General features: G+C 28.3%; 16 protein-coding genes. 12 read left to right on the forward strand and 4 right to left on the reverse strand.

The window, feature by feature from the left end:
* Nucleotides 1-24 precede the first annotated feature (24 nt).
* A complete protein-coding gene (locus BN346_RS19675) occupies nucleotides 25-1,278 on the forward strand; it encodes an aminopeptidase P family protein (protein WP_040330819.1) in 1,254 nt (417 codons plus the stop codon).
* A gap of 48 nt (nucleotides 1,279-1,326) precedes the next feature.
* Here BN346_RS19675 and BN346_RS19680 read toward each other — a convergent pair whose 3' ends face one another.
* The 3 genes from BN346_RS19680 to pflB all read right to left on the reverse strand — a co-directional run bounded on the left by BN346_RS19680 (nucleotide 1,327) and on the right by pflB (nucleotide 5,051).
* Nucleotides 1,327-1,782 (reverse strand): hypothetical protein, encoded by a 456-nt coding sequence (locus BN346_RS19680; protein ID WP_040330821.1) that lies wholly within the window; start codon nucleotides 1,780-1,782, stop codon nucleotides 1,327-1,329.
* 160 nt (nucleotides 1,783-1,942) lie between these two features.
* A complete protein-coding gene (gene pflA / locus BN346_RS19685; protein ID WP_040330822.1) occupies nucleotides 1,943-2,674 on the reverse strand; it encodes a pyruvate formate-lyase-activating protein in 732 nt (243 codons plus the stop codon).
* A 148-nt stretch (nucleotides 2,675-2,822) separates the two neighbouring features.
* Nucleotides 2,823-5,051, reverse strand: coding sequence for a formate C-acetyltransferase (gene pflB, locus BN346_RS19690; protein ID WP_040330823.1), 2,229 nt, complete (start codon nucleotides 5,049-5,051; stop codon nucleotides 2,823-2,825).
* Between the two features lie 1,052 nt (nucleotides 5,052-6,103).
* Here pflB and BN346_RS19695 point away from each other — a divergent pair.
* The 7 genes from BN346_RS19695 to yihA all read left to right on the forward strand — a co-directional run bounded on the left by BN346_RS19695 (nucleotide 6,104) and on the right by yihA (nucleotide 15,610).
* Nucleotides 6,104-6,895: a hypothetical protein gene (locus tag BN346_RS19695; RefSeq protein WP_040330824.1), complete on the forward strand. Its 792-nt coding sequence runs from the start codon at nucleotides 6,104-6,106 to the stop codon at nucleotides 6,893-6,895.
* Nucleotides 6,896-7,093: 198 nt separating this feature from the next.
* Nucleotides 7,094-8,383 carry a trigger factor gene (tig, locus tag BN346_RS19700; protein WP_040330825.1) on the forward strand — a complete coding sequence of 430 codons (1,290 nt, stop codon included), beginning with the start codon at nucleotides 7,094-7,096 and terminating at the stop codon, nucleotides 8,381-8,383.
* 162 nt (nucleotides 8,384-8,545) lie between these two features.
* Nucleotides 8,546-9,130, forward strand: coding sequence for an ATP-dependent Clp endopeptidase proteolytic subunit ClpP (gene clpP / locus BN346_RS19705; protein ID WP_040330826.1), 585 nt, complete (start codon nucleotides 8,546-8,548; stop codon nucleotides 9,128-9,130).
* 20 nt (nucleotides 9,131-9,150) lie between these two features.
* Nucleotides 9,151-10,443, forward strand: a complete 1,293-nt coding sequence (clpX, locus tag BN346_RS19710; RefSeq protein ID WP_040330827.1) for an ATP-dependent Clp protease ATP-binding subunit ClpX — start codon at nucleotides 9,151-9,153, stop codon at nucleotides 10,441-10,443.
* Between the two features lie 139 nt (nucleotides 10,444-10,582).
* Nucleotides 10,583-12,262, forward strand: a complete 1,680-nt coding sequence (gene lonB, locus BN346_RS19715; protein ID WP_423219662.1) for an ATP-dependent protease LonB — start codon at nucleotides 10,583-10,585, stop codon at nucleotides 12,260-12,262.
* A 431-nt stretch (nucleotides 12,263-12,693) separates the two neighbouring features.
* On the forward strand, nucleotides 12,694-15,027 hold the full coding sequence (gene lon, locus BN346_RS19720) for an endopeptidase La (protein ID WP_040330829.1): 2,334 nt from the start codon (nucleotides 12,694-12,696) through the stop codon (nucleotides 15,025-15,027).
* Nucleotides 15,017-15,610 carry a ribosome biogenesis GTP-binding protein YihA/YsxC gene (gene yihA, locus BN346_RS19725; protein ID WP_040330830.1) on the forward strand — a complete coding sequence of 198 codons (594 nt, stop codon included), beginning with the start codon at nucleotides 15,017-15,019 and terminating at the stop codon, nucleotides 15,608-15,610. The genes lon and yihA overlap by 11 nt, the downstream gene beginning before the upstream one ends.
* Before the next feature lie 58 nt (nucleotides 15,611-15,668).
* On the opposite strand, the gene BN346_RS19730 is transcribed toward yihA, so the two are convergent.
* Nucleotides 15,669-16,391 (reverse strand): CPBP family intramembrane glutamic endopeptidase, encoded by a 723-nt coding sequence (locus tag BN346_RS19730; protein ID WP_040330831.1) that lies wholly within the window; start codon nucleotides 16,389-16,391, stop codon nucleotides 15,669-15,671.
* A 380-nt stretch (nucleotides 16,392-16,771) separates the two neighbouring features.
* Here BN346_RS19730 and BN346_RS22150 point away from each other — a divergent pair, with 380 nt between their 5' ends.
* The 4 genes from BN346_RS22150 to BN346_RS19750 form a co-directional block, all read left to right on the forward strand.
* Entirely contained in the window at nucleotides 16,772-17,371 is a 600-nt protein-coding gene (locus BN346_RS22150; RefSeq protein ID WP_040330832.1) for a hypothetical protein, read from the forward strand.
* Between the two features lie 36 nt (nucleotides 17,372-17,407).
* Complete coding sequence (locus BN346_RS21995) at nucleotides 17,408-17,770, forward strand: hypothetical protein (RefSeq protein WP_040330833.1); 363 nt, start codon at nucleotides 17,408-17,410, stop codon at nucleotides 17,768-17,770.
* Between the two features lie 62 nt (nucleotides 17,771-17,832).
* Nucleotides 17,833-18,045, forward strand: a complete 213-nt coding sequence (locus tag BN346_RS19745) for a hypothetical protein (RefSeq protein ID WP_040330834.1) — start codon at nucleotides 17,833-17,835, stop codon at nucleotides 18,043-18,045.
* Between the two features lie 303 nt (nucleotides 18,046-18,348).
* On the forward strand, nucleotides 18,349-18,668 hold a 320-nt coding region (locus tag BN346_RS19750), incomplete at its 3' end, for a hypothetical protein (protein ID WP_040330835.1).

Below are 18,668 nucleotides of genomic sequence, written 5' to 3' on the forward strand. Positions count from 1 at the left end.
AAAGTATTAGTGGGGGAGTTTATTATGGATAAAAGTTTTTTTATAAAAAATAGAGAAAATTTATTAAGTAAAATAGAGGAGAATTCTATAGTAGTTCTTTTTGCAGGTGAAGCACCTTATAAATCAGCTGATGATAAATATAGTTTCTGTCCAAATAGAAATTTCTATTATGTTACAGGATTTAAAAGAGAAAAAGCTATATATGTAGCAACAAAAGCTTCAGGTGTAATATCAGAAACTTTATATATTGAAAGACAAAATCCAGAACTTATAAAATGGATTGGAAAAAAACCAACACTAGAAGATTCAAAAGAAATAACTGGAATAGAAGATGTTAAATTTTTAGATGAATTTAGTGAAAATTTCTCAAAAATATCAAATCCAAGTATAGAGTATGAAAACATTTACTTAGACTTGGAAAGACAAGAATATGATAAATTACCTAATTTACCAATGATATTTGCAGATGAAGTAATAAGAAAATATCCATACTTAAAGGTTAAAAATATATTTAAATTTATAGCTGAATTAAGAGCTATAAAAAGAGAAGAAGAGATAGAACTTACAAGAAGAGCAATAGAAATAACTAAAGAGGGAATATATAGTATATTTAAAAATGCAAAAGAAGGAATTATGGAGTGTGAATTAGAAGCACATTTTGATTATGAATTAAGAAAAAGAGGAGTTAAAGAAACTGCATTCAATACAATAGTTGGTTCAGGTGTTAATGGTGCAACACTTCATTATTCAGAAAATAATTGTGAAATTCCTGAAAAAAGTTTAGTATTATTAGATTTGGGAGCTCAATATAATGAGTATAATGCAGATGTATCACGTACATTCCCTGCAAATGGTAAATTTACTGATAGACAAAAAGCTGTATACAATGCAGTGTTAAATGCTATGAAAAAGGTGGAAGAAGCAGCAAGACCAGGAATAAAAAAAGCAGACTTAGAAAAAGTAGCTATGGAAGAATTAGGAAAAGGATGCGTTGAACTAGGGTTAATAAAAGATAAAAGTGAAGTTAGAAAATACTATTTCCACTCAATAGGACATTACTTAGGAATGGATGCTCATGATGTTGGATCATATGATAGAGTTTTAGAACCAGGTATGATTATAACAAATGAACCAGGAATATATATAGCAGAAGAGGGTATAGGTGTAAGAATAGAAGACGATTTACTTATAACTACAGATGGATGTGAAAATTTATCAAAAGATATAATTAAAGAAGTTGAAGAAATAGAATCATTTATGGCGAAATATAATAAATAACATAAAAAACTCAAGATAAATTTATCTTGAGTTTTTTATGTTATTTATTTAAGCTATTAAATTAAGAGAAGTTCTAATTTTTGCATATTCTTCTTCAACAGCATGGAACATTACACTTAAAGTTTCGAAAACTATTTCTGCATTAAAATTACCATTAAAAGGTATAGAAGATTTAGCACTAACAACACCTTGATCCTCAAAAAAAGATATATATTTATAAGTTGAATTTAAATCATTAAATACTTTATATAAATTAATTTTGTCATCTTTTTCAGGAACACTAGTTATATGGAAAATATAAATATCTGCAAGAGTATCATCATCAGTAAGTGATATTACAGCTCTACGAGTATCACCACCACCAAGAACAGGTTTCTCAACTCCATTTATAGTTAGCTTATCTGGAAATGCAAAAATTGTAACATCATCTATGTTCATACCTTTATTCATAGGTATTTTTCTTTCTTCTAAAAATTTTTCGAAAGCTAGTGTATTTTCTCTCATTAAAATATCCCCCTTTAAAAAAAGTAATTACAATTTACATTTCAAGAATTAATTGACAATTCTTGAAATATAGATATATTATCTCATAAAGTTTTTAATTAGTAAATATAAAATAATGTTTGTAAAATTAAAGTAAATAAAAAATAGTAGGATATACCTACTATTTCTTATCAAAGTTAACTAATGAAATTAAGTAATCTTGAAGTTCCTTAGTTTTTTCTTTATCCATGGCTGGAACACCATCAAGTTTATATTTTATTCCAAGAACTTCATATTTGTTTACACCTAATAAATGATAAGGTAAAAGATCGATTCTATCTACATTAGGAATCTCTTCATTTATTACTTTAGCTATTTTATCCATGTGTTCTTTAGTATCTGTATAACCAGGAACAACCACGTGTCTTATCCAAACTCTACAATCACTTTTTCTAAGAGCTTCTAGGAATATATTTACATCATGAGTATTTTGACCAGTTAATGCTATATAACCATCATTGTCTTTATGCTTTACATCAAGCAAAACTAAGTCAGTATATTTTAAAATTTCATCATAATTACCATGACCATAGCCAGCAGTATCTATAGTTGTATGTATGCCTTTTTCTTTACATTTTTTTAGAGCTTCTAATAAAAACTCATCTTGGAAAAGTGGGTCTCCGCCAGAAAAAGTAACACCACCGCCAGATCTTTCAAAGAATGGCTTGAATCTTTCAATTTTTGCTACTAATTCATCAGCTGTATATTCTTCGCCACCATTTAAAGTCCAAGTATCTGGATTATGGCAATATGCGCATCTTAATTTACAACCTTGCATAAATACTACAACTCTTATACCAGGACCATCAACAAGCCCCATACTTTCAATTGAATGAATTCTACCTTTTACCATAATACCACATCTCCTTAATAAAGATTATTTCTTTATACTAAAAAAACTATTATATTAATTATTAAAGAAAAATTCAATACAAAATATAAAATATAATAGTTTTTTTAATATAAAGCACTACCAAAGTGGTAGTGCTTTATAATTTATATTACATAGATTTATGGAATGTTCTGTTGATAACTTCTAATTGTTGTTCTTTTGTTAATCTTACGAAGTTAACTGCATATCCAGATACTCTGATTGTTAGAGTAGGATAGTTGTCTGGATTTTCCATAGCATCTAATAATGTTTCTCTGTTTAATACATTAACATTTAGGTGGAATGCACTTTGACCAAAGTATCCATCTAATATAGCTGCTAAGTTAAGTTTTCTTTCATCTTCAGATTTTCCAAGAGCATCTGGGATGATAGAGAATGTGTTAGATATACCATCTTGACAAGATTCTCTATATTGGATTTTAGCAACAGAGTTTAATGAAGCTAAAGCACCATTTGTATCTCTTCCGTGCATTGGGTTAGCACCTGGAGCTAATGCTTCTCCAGCTTTTCTTCCATCTGGAGTAGATCCTGTTTTCTTACCATAAACAACGTTTGATGTTATAGTTAAAGCTGATAATGAATGTTCAGCGTTTCTGTAAGTTGGGTGTTTTTTAAGCATTGCTGAGAATTTGTTTATTAATTCTACTGCTAAATCATCAACTCTATCATCATCATTTCCGTATTTAGGGAAATCTCCTTCGATTTCAAAATCAACAGTGATTCCTTCTTCATTTCTTATAGGTTTAACTTTTGCATATTTTATAGCACTTAAAGAGTCAGCAGCAACTGAAAGTCCAGCAACTCCGAATGCCATAAATCTCTTAATATCAGTATCGTGTAAAGCCATTTGACCTGCTTCATAAGCATATTTATCATGCATGTAATGAATAGTATTCATTGTGTTTACATATAAATCTGCACAGTACTCAAGTACGTTGAAGTAAGCTTTTTTAACTTTTGCATAATCAAGAACATCATCAGTTATTTTCTCTAAACCTTCAATAACTTTGATTCCTTTTTTCTCATCTACACCACCATTAAGAGTGTATAATAAAGCTTTAGCTAAGTTGATTCTTGCTCCGAAGAATTGCATTCTCTTACCAATTTCCATAGCTGAAACACAGCAAGCTATACCATAATCGTCTCCATAGATATTTCTCATTAAATCGTCATTTTCATATTGGATTGATCCAGTTTGAATAGACATTTTAGCACAATATTCTTTGAAAGCTTTTGGTAATTTTTCTGACCATAAAACTGTCATATTTGGTTCTGGTGCAGGATCAAGGTTAGTTAATGTGTGTAAGAATCTGAAAGAGTTCTTAGTTACTAATGGTTTACCATTAATAGACACACCACCGATTGATTCTGTTATCCAGTTAGGATCTCCAGCGAATAAGTCATTATATTCAGGAGTTCTTAAATGTCTAGCTATTCTTAATTTGATTACAAGTTGGTCAATTATTTCTTGAGCTTCAACTTCAGTTATGATTCCAGCTTGTAAATCTCTTTCTAAGTATATGTCCATGAAAGTACTAGTTCTTCCTAAAGACATTGCAGCTCCGTTGTTTTCTTTTATAGCTGCTAAGTATCCAAAGTAAAGAGCTTGAACAGCTTCTCTAGCGTTAGATGATGGCTTAGATATATCTACACCATAAGATGCAGCCATTTCTTTTATTTGTCCTAAAGCTCTGATTTGTTCAGAAACTTCTTCTCTGTGTCTTATAGTTTCTTCATTAGCAGCACCTTGGATGTTGTTTAAGTCTGCTTTCTTTTGTGCTACTAAGAAATCTACTCCATAAAGAGCAAGTCTTCTATAGTCACCTATGATTCTTCCTCTACCATATGCATCTGGAAGACCAGTTAATAAACCAGCGCTTCTAGCAGCTCTTGTTTCTTTAGTATAAGCATCGAAAACTCCTTGATTGTGAGTTTTTCTATATTTATTAAAGTATTTATTTATTTCAGGATTTAATTCATATCCATAAGCTTCTAATGATTGCTCAACCATTCTGAATCCACCAAATGGATTTACTATTCTTTTAAGTGGAGCATTAGTTTGTAATCCAACGATTACTTCGTTATCTTTATCGATGTATCCAGCTTCGAAGTTGTTTATTCCAGAAACTTCATTAACTTCTACGTCGATAATTCCTTTTTTTATTTCTTCTATTATTAATGCATGAGTTTTATCCCATACTTTAGAAGTTTTTTCGCTTATAGGAGCTAAGAAAGACTCATCTCCTTCGTATACTGTGTAGTTCTTTTGAATGAAATCTCTAACATTAATTTCTTCTTGCCAAAGATCACCTTTGAAACCTTCCCATTGTTTAAACATTTATTATTCCTCCTTAAATTATATAAACTAAATTTTAATATTGAGGATCATTAAGTTAAAATTTAAACTTAATGATGATAATTTATTTATTATTTATTGTAATTATATGTTTAAGTTTTTTGTCTGTTATAATTGTAGTATTAATACAGAAAGAAATCAATACCTTTTTACAATGTCAGAAAAATTTTAATTTAATACAAAATTTGTACAAATAAGAAAGTAATTATATGAAACTCTTTAAAAACAAGCTGTTTTACCGATTGGTACTTATGGAAATGTGATTTGAAAAGGTCAATGAAGAATAAAATAAAAATGAAAATTTGAAAAATAATTTAGAATAATTACAACAAAAAATATAACAGATTAAAAAAATATAACACAGATGATAACGATTATATCTTAAATTGAAAAATGAAATATAGTGATGGGTTCAATGAAAATGGGGAAATATAACTAAAAATCATTTGAATATGATAAAATGTAAATGAATATATCTAGGTTAGAATATTTTCTTTTATAGAAAATTTATATTAAATTACATATACTAAAATTAAAAAAATAATAAATACATTAATTGTTTTTTTATATGTATAATAAGATAATATAAGGAGAAATTAATTTTAAAATCAACTGAATATATATGCTTTTGAAAATAACATCTTAAATTGATGAATTTATAGGAAACAAAGTTTGAATTTAAAGTTAAGTATATTTCATATTGATAATTTTAATGATAACTTTTAATATATTTTTAAAATTGACAATGAATAATGAATGTGAAAATTAGATTTTCAATTTTAAAAAAATGATTTTTCTTAAATTTACAGAGTAAATCAATTAAACACTATACAAACTAGTTAGTGTTACTTTTTAATTCAAAATTGGTTAAAGATAAAATAGTATTAACATTTGTAACTCTAAAATTGTCATTTGATAAGTATTTTATTTAAACTTTGAACTTAAAACCTTATATTGGATCAATTATCAAACATGTAATTTATGAAACATAAAAAAATAAATATAAATTTAAATTTAGAGATGGAGGTATTAATGTGGGTAGAAAAAAGCCAAGTATGTTTAGTAAAAATTATCAAAAGCAGATGAAGAAAAGAAGAAGAAGATATATATTATTAATATTAGCTTGTGCTTTTTTTGTAGGTGGTGGTATTTTATATGCAACATCTATAAAAGATAAAGTAACTAATATTATGGCTGTAAATGATGAAAAGAAAAAAAATAGTAGTAGTGAAAGCAATGAAGAGTTAAGTAAAGATAAAGAAGAAACTAATAAAGAGGTTGAAAGTGCTGAAAGTAAAGTTGAAAAACTTAAAGAAGTAGTTGTAAATATAGAAAATAAAAATGTAAAAATGCAGGTTGAAAATGAAAGTGGAAACATAATATCTTTTGATGTTGATAAATCTATTGAAGGTGATGTAAGTCCTAACAAACACAATTTACTTTTAATAGAAAAGACTAGTCAAAATGCTTATATTATTAATAATGAAGGAAAAGTAAAAGATGTAACAAGAAAAGAATATGTATCTACAGAAGGTGAAGTTTTTACAAAAGAATCAGTTATGGAAAACAATCAAGGATACCTATGGATGGGTACACCTAAATTTGTAAGTGATGATACTATAATATATACAAGTTATTTACCTTGGATATCTTCTGAAAATAATCAATATATATGGTCTTCTAATATAAACACTTTAGAACAAAAACCATACTATGAACTTGTAGGAAAAGATGTAAAAATTGGGGGAGTGGAATCGAAAGGAATAGCTATTAATATAGATGGAAAAGTTGTATACTTAAATTCTAAAGGTGAAATAGCAAAATAAATAAAATATAAGTACTTGTCATTATAAGGTAAAATATTGTATAATTTGAAAAAATGATGCAATGTTTTATGAGTTAAATATAAAAAATACGGTTATAAGATGAGTAAAAGTTCATAAATAATCTATCTAATTAAAACAATATATGTTATAATTTATTAGATTAATATTCATTTATAGATATTAGGAGGAAGAATAAGAATGAACGTTAAAATGGAAAAAATGCCAAAGAGCGTTGTAAAACTAACTATAACAGTAGAAGCAGAAAAATTTGATAGCGCTATAAAAAAAGCATTCGCAAAAAATTCTAAGAAATTTAATATACCAGGATTTAGAAAAGGTAAAGCACCTTATAGCATAGTAAAGAAATATTATGGTAATGGAGTATTATTTGAAGATGCTTTAGATATAATTTATAGAGAAACATATGGAACAGCATTAACAGAGAATAATGTAAATCCAGTAGACTATCCTGAAATAGAAGTAGAACAAATTGGAGAAGGTAAAGATTTAATATACATAGCTAATGTACCAGTAGCTCCAGAAGTTATACTTGGCGACTATAAAGGAATAGAAGTTAAAAAGAGCGAATATAACGTAACAGAAGAAGACGTTGAAAATAAAATAAAAGAAATGCAAGAAAAAAATGCAAGAGTAGAAGTTAAAGAAAAAGCTATAGAAAAAGGTGATATAGCTGTTATAGACTTTAAAGGATTTACTGGAGAAGTTGCATTTGAAGGTGGAGAAGGTAAAGATTATGAACTAGAAATTGGTTCAGGTACTTTCATAGATAACTTTGAAGATCAATTAGTAGGTTTAAAAGCTGAAGATGAGAAAGAAGTTAATGTAACATTCCCTAAAGAATATGGAATAGAAGAATTAAATGGTAAACCAGCAAGATTTGAAGTGAAAATTAAAGCTGTAAAAACAAAAGAATTACCAGAAATAAATGATGAATTTGCTAAAGAAGTTTCTGAGTTTGAAACATTAAAAGAATTTAAAGATGATGTGAAACAAACATTAGAAAATGCTAGCAAATCAAGAGAAGAAAGAGAATTTGAAGAAGGTATCATATCAACAGTTGTTGAAAATGCAACAATTGATATACCGGAAGCAATGGTTAATAGAGAAATCAATGGAATGTTAAGAGATTTAGAAACAAGATTACAATATCAAGGACTAACTCTTGAAAAATATTTCCAATTTACAAATACAAATGAAAATGAGTTTAGAGAGCAAATGAAAGAAATAGCTAGAAATAAAGTAAAAACTCAAATGGTAATTGACAAAATTGCAGAAGTTGAAAAAATGGAAGCAACAGAAGAAGAAATAAAAACTAGAGCTGAAGAAATAGCTAAAATGTACTATGGTGAAACAGATGCAGATAAAACTGCTGAAATGTTAGTACAAAATCAAAAAGAATACTTAGAAGTTCAAGTATTGGATCAAAAAGTAAGAAAAATGTTAGTTGAAAATAGTAAAGCTATCTAGTTTAAAAATAATATAGACTATATAAATAATTGCCAGATATGCATTCTGGCAATTATTTTAAAATAAATATATTTATTTGGTTAAAAACTTTAAAAATAGTTAATAATTAATTAGTGTAGTATTTGTATTATACTAAATATAGTACAAAGAGGAGGAAGTTATATGAGTTTAGTTCCAATGGTAGTAGAACAAACAAGTAAAGGTGAAAGATCTTATGATATTTATTCTAGACTTTTAAAAGAAAGAATAATTTTTTTAGGCGAAGAAGTTAATCCAACTAGTGCAGGATTAGTAGTTGCACAATTATTATTCTTAGAAGCAGAAGATCCTGATAAAGATATATACCTTTATATAAATAGTCCAGGCGGATCAATTACAGATGGTATGGCTATATATGATACTATGAATTATATAAAGCCAGATGTTGTTACAATTTGTACAGGAATGGCTGCATCTATGGGTGCATTTTTGCTATGTTCAGGAGCAAAAGGAAAAAGATTTGCGCTTCCAAATAGTGAAATAATGATACACCAACCATTAGGTGGATTCCAAGGGCAAGCAACAGATATAGATATACATGCTAGAAGAATAATAAAAATAAAAGAAAACTTAAATCATATTATTAGTGAAAACACTGGTAAACCTCTTGAACAAATAAAAAAAGATGTTGAGAGAGATTACTTCATGAGTGCACAAGAAGCAAAAGAATATGGATTAATAGACGAAGTGATAGTTAAAAAGAAATAGCATTTTAAAGAGGTGAAGACATGCCAAGAAATGATGAAAAGAAAAAAATAAAATGTTCTTTTTGTGGTAAAAATGAAGAGCAGGTTAAAAGACTTATAGCTGGTCCGGGTGTTTATATATGTGACGAGTGTATAGAATTATGTTCAGAAATAATAGTAGACGAAAGAGAAGAAAGTGTTCAAATGGACATCACTACTCTACCAAAACCAGCAGAAATAAAGAAATATTTAGATCAATATGTTGTAGGTCAAGATGATGCTAAAAAGTCTTTAGCAGTTGCTGTTTACAATCATTATAAGAGAATTAGTTCTAATGTAGGTGAAGGGGATGTTGAGCTTCAAAAAAGTAATATTTTATTACTAGGACCTACAGGATCAGGAAAAACATTATTAGCACAAACATTAGCAAAAATGCTAAATGTACCATTTGCTATAGCAGATGCTACAACACTTACAGAAGCTGGATATGTTGGCGAAGATGTTGAAAATATACTATTAAAATTAATTCAAAATTCTGATTATGATGTTGAAAGAGCTGAAAAAGGAATTATTTATATAGATGAGATTGATAAAATTGCAAGAAAGTCAGAAAATCCATCTATAACTCGTGATGTATCTGGTGAAGGTGTTCAACAAGCATTACTAAAAATATTAGAAGGAACAGTTGCTTCAGTACCACCACAAGGTGGAAGAAAACATCCACATCAAGAGTTTATACAAATAAATACAGCTAATATATTATTTATTTGTGGTGGTGCTTTTGATGGATTAGATAAAATAATTTCAAGAAGAACTCAAAAGTCTTCTATGGGATTTGGTGCTGATGTTCAAGCAAAAGAAATTAAGGATATAGGTGTACTGTTAAAGGATATTATGCCTGGTGATTTATTAAAATTTGGATTAATTCCAGAGTTTGTAGGAAGATTACCAATAATAGTTACACTAGCAGCATTGGATGAAGAAGCATTAGTTAGTATATTAAGTGAACCTAAAAATGCACTAGTAAAACAATATAAAAAATTATTCGAAATGGATAATGTTTTATTAGACTTTGAAGAGGAAGCATTGAAGGAGATAGCTAAAGAAGCTATAGAGAGAAAAACAGGAGCTAGAGGCTTAAGAGCGATAATAGAAGATACTATGAAAAATATAATGTTTGAAATTCCTTCAAGAGAAGAGATTGAAAAAGTTATAATAACAAAAGATACTATTAAGGATAAAGAGCCAAAGGTTATAGAAGCTAAAAATGGGAAAAGAGAACCTTTAAAGATTGAAAGCAAAGCTAAGTCTGATAGAGGTCTTGAACCAGCATAGAATATAAAAAATACTACATTGATAAAATGTAGTATTTTTGTTTTTATATAGAATATTAAATTACTTATATGAAAATAATACTAACATAAATAATTATAATTGAGAAAGGAATGTAAATATGGGAGAATCAACAATTGTTATAACATTAGTAGTGCATTCTATAGCAATATTTATGTTAGTTATCTATATTTTATGTAATAAAAATAAAGAGAGTTTTTTAAGCAACAACTCTGATGGATCTAAAGATAATTTAGAGGAGATTGAAAAATTAAAAAGCATGAAGAATATATCTTTAACAGAACCACTTACAGAAAAAAGTAGACCAAGTAAATTTGAAGAAATTATAGGTCAAGAGAAAGGTATAAAAGCATTAAAGGCAGCTATATGTGGTCCTAATCCCCAACATATTATAATTTATGGACCGCCTGGAGTAGGAAAAACAGCTGCAGCAAGACTTGTTTTAGAAGAAGCGAAAAAGAAGGCGTATTCGCCTTTTAAAGAAAGTGCAAAATTCGTAGAAATCGATGCAACAACTATAAGATTTGATGAAAGGGGAATTGCAGACCCTCTAATAGGTTCAGTGCATGATCCAATATATCAAGGGGCAGGTCCTCTAGGAGTAGCTGGAGTTCCACAACCCAAAATGGGTGCAGTATCTAAAGCTCACGGAGGAATACTTTTTATAGATGAAATTGGAGAATTACATTCTATAGAAATGAATAAATTATTAAAGGTTTTAGAAGATAGAAAAGTATTTTTAGATAGTGCTTATTATAGTCCAGATAATCAAAGAATACCATCACATATAAAAGAGATATTTGAAGAGGGATTTCCAGCAGATTTTAGATTGATTGGTGCGACAACTAGGAGTCCAGAAGAAATAACACCAGCAATTAGATCAAGATGTGTAGAAATATTTTTTAGAGCCTTAGAGCCAGAAGAAATTGAAATTATAGCTAAAAATGCAATGAAAAAAATAGGATTAGAACTTGATAGAGAAGCTTGTAAGTTAGTAGGAATGTATTCAAGCAATGGTAGAGATGCAGTTAATTTAATTCAATTAGCATCAGGAATAGCTATAAATGAAGATAGAAAGATAGTTACCGTAACAGATGTTGAGTGGGTTATTGAAAACGGTCAGTATACTAAAAGACCAACTAAAAATGTAAAAAGTGAACCTAAAGTTGGATTTGTAAATGGTTTAGCTGTATATGGTGCTAATATAGGTATTATGATGGAAATAGAGGCAACAGCAACAGCAGCTAAGTTAAGAAAAGGTAATCTTAAAATAACAGGAATAGTTGAAGAAGAAGAGATTAACTCAAATAATAAAAAAGTGCGAAGAAAAAGTACAGCATTTTGTTCAGTAGAAAATGTACTTACAGTTATAGAAAGCATTTTTAATATACATACAGATGATTATGATATTCATGTAAACTTTCCAGGAGGAACTATAGTAGATGGACCATCAGCAGGAATTAGCATAACTACAGCTATATATAGTGCTATAACAGGACTTAAAGTAGATAATAAGGTAGCTATGACTGGAGAAATTTCTATACATGGAAATGTTAATCCAGTAGGTGGAGTGAACACAAAAATTCAAGCAGCTAAAAAATCAGGTGCTACGAAAGTTATAATTCCAAAAGAAAATTGGCAAGAAAATTTTAAACAAATAGAAGGTATAAACATAATACCTGTAGTAAATATAAAAGAAGTGCTAAAAGAAGCTATAATAGAAAAATTTGAAACAAATGAACAATTATCAAATATTTGTGAAGAAAGCGATGTTGATGTGCTTACGGCAAAATCAATATAAAATTTATAGATATAATAAATAATTAAGTAATAGTATAATTGAAAAAAAGCTTATTTATAGTTATAATATATAAGTCTATTTATATACTTTTTTAAGTTTTAAAAATATGTAGTATAATAGGAATATGTGATTTTATAGAGTTATGAATGAAAAAATATATTTCTTTAATTATAAAAATTAACTTAATATAGGGTAAGATATATAATTTTGACTTAAAATTTTAATAATTTATCTAATTGATATATAGGAAACCAAGTTTAAACTTTAAGTTATGTGTGTTTTAGTTGAGAGTTTTAAATCAAAAAAGAAAACTATGAATTAAATTCAAAACTAATAGTATCAATTAATGATTGTATAAACTAAAATATTAGCTTGGGAACCTATATATTAAAAAGTTATTGACTAAAATTAAAAATGAGTGGGGGAGAAGAATGGATAACAAAGTGATAAAACTTCCTTTAATACCTCTAAGAGGATTAAGTATATTTCCATATAATGTTCTTAGTTTTGATGTTGGTAGAGAAAAATCTATTTTAGCATTAGATGATGCAATGGCCAAGGATCAAGAAATATTTTTGGTATCTCAAAAAGATGTAAAAGTAGAAGATGTAGAGAAAGAAGATATATATACTATTGGAACAATATGTAAAATAAAACAACTAGTTAGACTTCCAGAAGATTATATAAGAGTATTAGTGGAAGGTGAATGTAGAGGGAAAATAGTAAACTATATAAAAGATGATAGAACTATATATGGAGAAGTTGAAATAATTGAAAATGAGGAATGCGATGGTGATATTGAAGGCATAGCATATTTAAATTCAGTATTAGATGCATTTAAAAATTATTTAGATATTACATCACAAGCATCAGCTGATATATTAATTGAAGTTGAAGATGATGAAAATTTGGGAAGAGTATGTGATACTATAGCTACATATATGTCACTAAAGCAAAATAAGAAACAAGAGTTATTAAATATTATAGATGTAAAAGAACGTTTAGAAAAATTATTAATGTTTATAAAAACAGAAATACAGATTGTAAATGTAGAAAAGAAAATAGGAAATAGAGTAAAAAGTAAAATAGGAAAAATACAAAAAGAACACTATTTGAGAGAGCAAATAAAGACAATGCAAGAAGAATTAGGTGAAGATGATGAAGAGGAAAAAGAAATAAAAGCCTATGAATCTAAAATAGTTAAAGCTAAATTACCTAAAGAAGCAAGAGAAAAAGCTCTTTATGAAATGAATAGATTAAAAAGTTCCGGGGTTTCATCTCAAGAAGGTCTTGTTGTAAAAACATATTTAGATACATTGTTAGCACTTCCATGGAACAATATAACTAAGGATAATCTAAATATAAAAAATGCAAGAAAAGTGTTGGATGAAAAACATTATGGCATGGAAGATGTTAAAGAAAGAATCGTTGAGTATTTAGCGGTAAGAAAGATGAGCAAAGGTTTAAATGCACCTATATTATGTTTAGTTGGTCCTCCTGGAGTTGGAAAAACATCTATAGCTAAATCTGTTGCAGATTCAATAGGAAGAAACTTTGTAAGAATGAGTTTAGGTGGAGTTAAAGATGAATCTGAGATAAGAGGTCATAGAAAGACTTATGTTGGAGCTATTCCAGGAAGAATAATAAGTGGTATGAAAAAAGCAGGATCTAAAAATCCAGTGTTTTTGTTAGATGAAATAGATAAGACAGGTACAGATTACAAGGGTAATGTAGGGGATGCGCTTTTAGAAGTATTAGATCCAGAACAAAATAATACATTTAGAGATAATTATTTAGAGTTAGATTATGATTTATCTAAAGTTTTATTCATTACTACAGCAAACTCACTTGATAATGTATCAAGACCACTTTTAGATAGAATGGAAATCATAGAGGTAAGTGGATATACAACAGAAGAAAAATTTCATATAGCTAAGGATCATTTAATGCCTAAAGTATTAAAAGAACATAATGTAGATGATGGTCAAATAAGAGTTTATGACTCAGCAATTAAAATGGTTATAGAAAACTATACAAGAGAGTCTGGAGTTAGAAATTTAGAGCAAAAATTATCTTCTTTAATAAGAAAAGCTATTAAAGAGTTGATTGAAAAAGATAAGAGCAAGATTACAATTTCAACAACTAATATAACTAAATATCTTGGAACAACAATATTTAGTTATGATGATTTAGATGTTGAAGATAAAATAGGTGTTGTAACAGGACTTGCATGGACTGGATATGGTGGAGATACTCTTCCGGTAGAAGTTACTGTTATGAATGGAAGTGGAAAACTTGAACTTACAGGGAAACTAGGAGATGTTATGAAAGAATCTGCAAAAGCAGCTTATACTTATGTAAGAGCTAATTCAGATAGATTTAGAATAACAGATGAGTTTTATAAGAGTAAGGATATACACATTCATGTTCCAGAAGGTGCTGTACCAAAAGATGGTCCATCTGCTGGTGTTACAATGACAACAGCTATAGTATCTGCACTTAGCAATAAAAAAGTAAAACATAATGTTGCCATGACAGGAGAAATTACACTTACTGGTAGGGTACTTCCTATAGGTGGACTTAAGGAAAAAAGTTTAGCTGCATATAGAATGGGTATAGATACAATAATAATGCCAAAAGAAAACAAGAAAGATTTAGATAACATACCTAAAACAGTTAAAAATAAAATTAACTTTATACCAGTAGATAAAATAGATGATGTGCTTAAAAATGCACTAATTGGAGAGATGAATAATGGAAATTAAGAAATCGGAATTTTTTATATCAGCAGTAAAGAAAGAGCAGTATCCTACGGATAATAGAATTGAATTTGCATTTGTAGGACGATCAAATGTGGGGAAATCATCACTAATAAATACTTTAACTAATAGAAAAAAATTAGTAAAAGTAAGTGGTACACCAGGTAAAACAAGACTTATAAATTTTTTCATAATAAATGATGAATTTTATTTTGTTGATTTGCCTGGATATGGATATGCTAAAGTTTCTAAGAAGGAACAAGAAGGTTGGGGAAAAATGATGGAGAGATATCTTGTTGATAGACCTCAACTTAAGAAAATAGTATTATTAGTGGATTCAAGACATAAACCAACTAATGATGATGTAATTATGTATAACTGGATAAAACATTATGGATATGAGGTTATAGTAGTTGCTACAAAACGTGATAAGCTTACTAATAACGAGGCAGCTAAAAGTAAAAAGATAATTAGAGAAACATTAAAAATGCCTAAAGACGAAGCATTATTATTCTTTTCATCTTTAAAAAAGGATGGAAAAGAGGCTTTGTTAGAAGAGTTATCTAAAAATACAATTGATGAAATTTAAAAATATATTTAAGAAATAAAAAAGCAAGATGATTTTATACAAAATCATCTTGCTTTTTTTAAGCTATCAGTTTTTGAGATAACAAAGAAATTGTAGTCATAAAATTAACCAATGTGTGTAAGCTTACTGCATACCAAAAGCCTTTTTTTTCTACTAAATAGCAATTTATCATACTTATAGTAAATAATACTAAAAATGCTGTTAAACTAAAATGTATTATTGAAAAAATTAAACTTGATAATATAGCTGCTAATATTTTAGGAAAAAATTTATTAAATACTTTTTCAAATAAAATAAATCTAAATACAAATTCCTCTAGTATTGGAGCAAATATAACAATTGGAGCTATTGAAGCTATAAAAGTTATTAAATCATAATCTGAAAGCATTGACACAACTTCTTGTTGCTTAAAATTTACTTTTAGCAATGATAATAAGCCAATCCAAATCATTGAGGCTACAATTGAAATTATATATCCAACAAGAGAATATTTTATTGCTGCTGATATTTTAAGTTCATTAAATTTGTAATAAGCATAATCAATATCGTTATTACGTTTCATAATAAAAATAGTAATTATAACCATAATGAATGGTAGTGTATTTGCAAACATTGATGGTGAAATTAAGATTACTAATCCGTAAAACAAAGTAAATAATATATTTTTAAATGAAAATATTTTGAAATCATCATTATTAGAGTTCATTTTATACATATAAAATATATATGGTGAACAATATACTAAAATAATTATGATCAAATCAAGTATTATCGGTATCATAAAATAAAACACTCCTTTAAAAATGATAATCATATTGTAACATCAATCTTGAATATTTAAAATGTTTAATTATTCTAATGAATACAATGATGATGGTAAAAGTACACTTCTATATAAATATTCTAATTTACAATAAGGTAGAACAAAAAATATTTAAATCAAATTCAGTTAACATAAGTTGATATCCTATAAAAATTTTAAAAAAATATGTAACAAAATATAAATATGGTAAATATTATATTATTATAAAACGACAGAAAACAAAAATAAGAAACAAAAGAATATATTATAAAAAATAAAAATAAGTGTCAAAAAAGGAAAAAACATCATAGTATGTATTGTACTAAAGAAATAAAAAAATAAAAGGGAGGAATTTTTTTATGGATATGAATGCTTTATTAAACTTAATTTCTAGTTTAAACACAGGCGATGGAAACTCAAGTGCTGCTAATGGATATAGTGGAAACTGTGGATGTGAAAATGACAACAATAATTGTAATTGTAACAACAACAACAATAATGGTTGCGGTAACAATTGTAACTGCAGTGGAGGAAATAGTTATAGAAGAGGCGGCTTTGGCGGCGGATGGTTCTTATGGATAATATTATTCTTAATATTCTTCTGTTTCTGTGGATGTGGCGGAAGCGGATTTGGCTGTGGCGGCTATGGAGCAGCTCAACAACCACAACAACCACCATATAATCCATGTTGTACACCATGCTGTTCACCATGTGAAATGGTATGTGAACCAGTTTGCTCATGTGACTGCTGCTGTGGAAGCAATAAAAAATCTAAAAAGTCTAAAAAAGAATATATCTGTTGTTATATGCCTCAACAACAACCACAACAAAACTATGGATACGGATTTGGCTGCGGAAATGGCTTCGGAGGCTGCGGTGGCTTTGGCGGATCTTGGATTTGGTGGATAATAATTTTATTATTTATATGCTTTGCTTGGGGCGGCGGAAGAAGATGCTAGCATAATTTAATGAATATATAGAAGGAGGGATAATATATGTTTGGCTTTGGATGTGGAAATGGTTATGGAAACAACGGTGGTGGATGTAATAATATCTGGAGTCCATGTGTTATCATTTTGATAATAGCAATATTTTATTATCAAGGCTTATTAAACACTAGGAACTGTAAAGATAACTCAGCAAGGAATGCATTAGTATTACTATTCTTATTCTTATTATGCAGTGGATGCTGTGGCGGCAATAGAGGATGCAATAATTATGCAAATAATACTATGCCATACTACCCACAACAAATGATGTGTTGTGCACCAACAATGAAATGCTGTATGCCAACAATGAAATGCTGTAGACCAGCAATGAAATGTTGTATGCCAGCAATGAAATGCTGTTGTAATTAACCTTGCTAATGTTATAGATAGTTACACTCTATATCAACTAAAGATTGAAAGGAGTAGATATTATGTATGGCAATAGGTGTACAGGATTATTCTTACTATTGTTAGTTATAATAATTTTAAATCAAGGAAACTTATTGAATTCAAATTGTGAAGCAGGAAAATCAACAATGACATTGATACTAATAGTATGGTTATGGATATATTGCTGCTCACGTAACAGAAATAATAATAATAATATACCATATTACCCATGTAGAAGAGTTTGCTGTTGTTAATATTTTAAAACTAAAGATTACTAATCGCAATAAAACCATGGCCCATGTTGGGGGGTTTGAGGTAAAGATAAGATTTTTAGCAGTCCATGTGAAAACATGGATTGCTTTTTAAGATAATATATTAGTACATATAGATATAAGCTATAAAACATATAAGATAAACTCAAAAATTAAGATTACTAAAGGAGAGTTTAGAATTATAGAAAAACATTGTAGAAGAAATAAATATAAGAGTAGAAGAATTTTGAAAATATAAGACTAGTTAAAGTGAAAAGAAAGTATCTTAATTAAAGAGGTGATTATATGGGAAAACATAAACATAGAAAGAAAAGAGATAATGAGCAAGTATATTACGATAATTATCAAATGAATGGGGGGATGAATCCACAAATGAATGGGGGAATGAACCCACAAATGAATGGAGGAATGAACCCACAAATGAATGGAGGAATGAACCCACAAATGAATGGAGGAATGAACCCACAAATGAATGGAGGAATGAACCCACAAATGAATGGAGGAATGAACCCACAAATGAATGGAGGAATGAATCCACAAATGAATGGAGGAATGAATCCACAAATGAATGGAGGAATGAATCCGCAAATGAATGGGGGAATGAA

This window comes from Clostridium ihumii AP5 (genome assembly GCF_000612845.1).
GTDB classification, from domain to species: domain Bacteria; phylum Bacillota; class Clostridia; order Clostridiales; family Clostridiaceae; genus Clostridium_J; species Clostridium_J ihumii.

Bases quoted from the DNA above. Each gene is read 5' to 3' on its own strand.
- BN346_RS19675 (WP_040330819.1), top strand. From the start codon at position 25: ATGGATAAAAGTTTTTTTATAAAAAATAGAGAAAATTTATTAAGTAAA.
- BN346_RS19680 (WP_040330821.1), bottom strand. From the start codon at position 1,782: ATGAGAGAAAATACACTAGCTTTCGAAAAATTTTTAGAAGAAAGAAAA.
- pflA (WP_040330822.1), bottom strand. From the start codon at position 2,674: ATGGTAAAAGGTAGAATTCATTCAATTGAAAGTATGGGGCTTGTTGAT.
- pflB (WP_040330823.1), bottom strand. From the start codon at position 5,051: ATGTTTAAACAATGGGAAGGTTTCAAAGGTGATCTTTGGCAAGAAGAA.
- tig (WP_040330825.1), top strand. From the start codon at position 7,094: ATGAACGTTAAAATGGAAAAAATGCCAAAGAGCGTTGTAAAACTAACT.
- clpP (WP_040330826.1), top strand. From the start codon at position 8,546: ATGAGTTTAGTTCCAATGGTAGTAGAACAAACAAGTAAAGGTGAAAGA.
- clpX (WP_040330827.1), top strand. From the start codon at position 9,151: ATGCCAAGAAATGATGAAAAGAAAAAAATAAAATGTTCTTTTTGTGGT.
- lon (WP_040330829.1), top strand. From the start codon at position 12,694: ATGGATAACAAAGTGATAAAACTTCCTTTAATACCTCTAAGAGGATTA.
- yihA (WP_040330830.1), top strand. From the start codon at position 15,017: ATGGAAATTAAGAAATCGGAATTTTTTATATCAGCAGTAAAGAAAGAG.
- BN346_RS19730 (WP_040330831.1), bottom strand. From the start codon at position 16,391: ATGATACCGATAATACTTGATTTGATCATAATTATTTTAGTATATTGT.
- BN346_RS22150 (WP_040330832.1), top strand. From the start codon at position 16,772: ATGGATATGAATGCTTTATTAAACTTAATTTCTAGTTTAAACACAGGC.
- BN346_RS21995 (WP_040330833.1), top strand. From the start codon at position 17,408: ATGTTTGGCTTTGGATGTGGAAATGGTTATGGAAACAACGGTGGTGGA.
- BN346_RS19745 (WP_040330834.1), top strand. From the start codon at position 17,833: ATGTATGGCAATAGGTGTACAGGATTATTCTTACTATTGTTAGTTATA.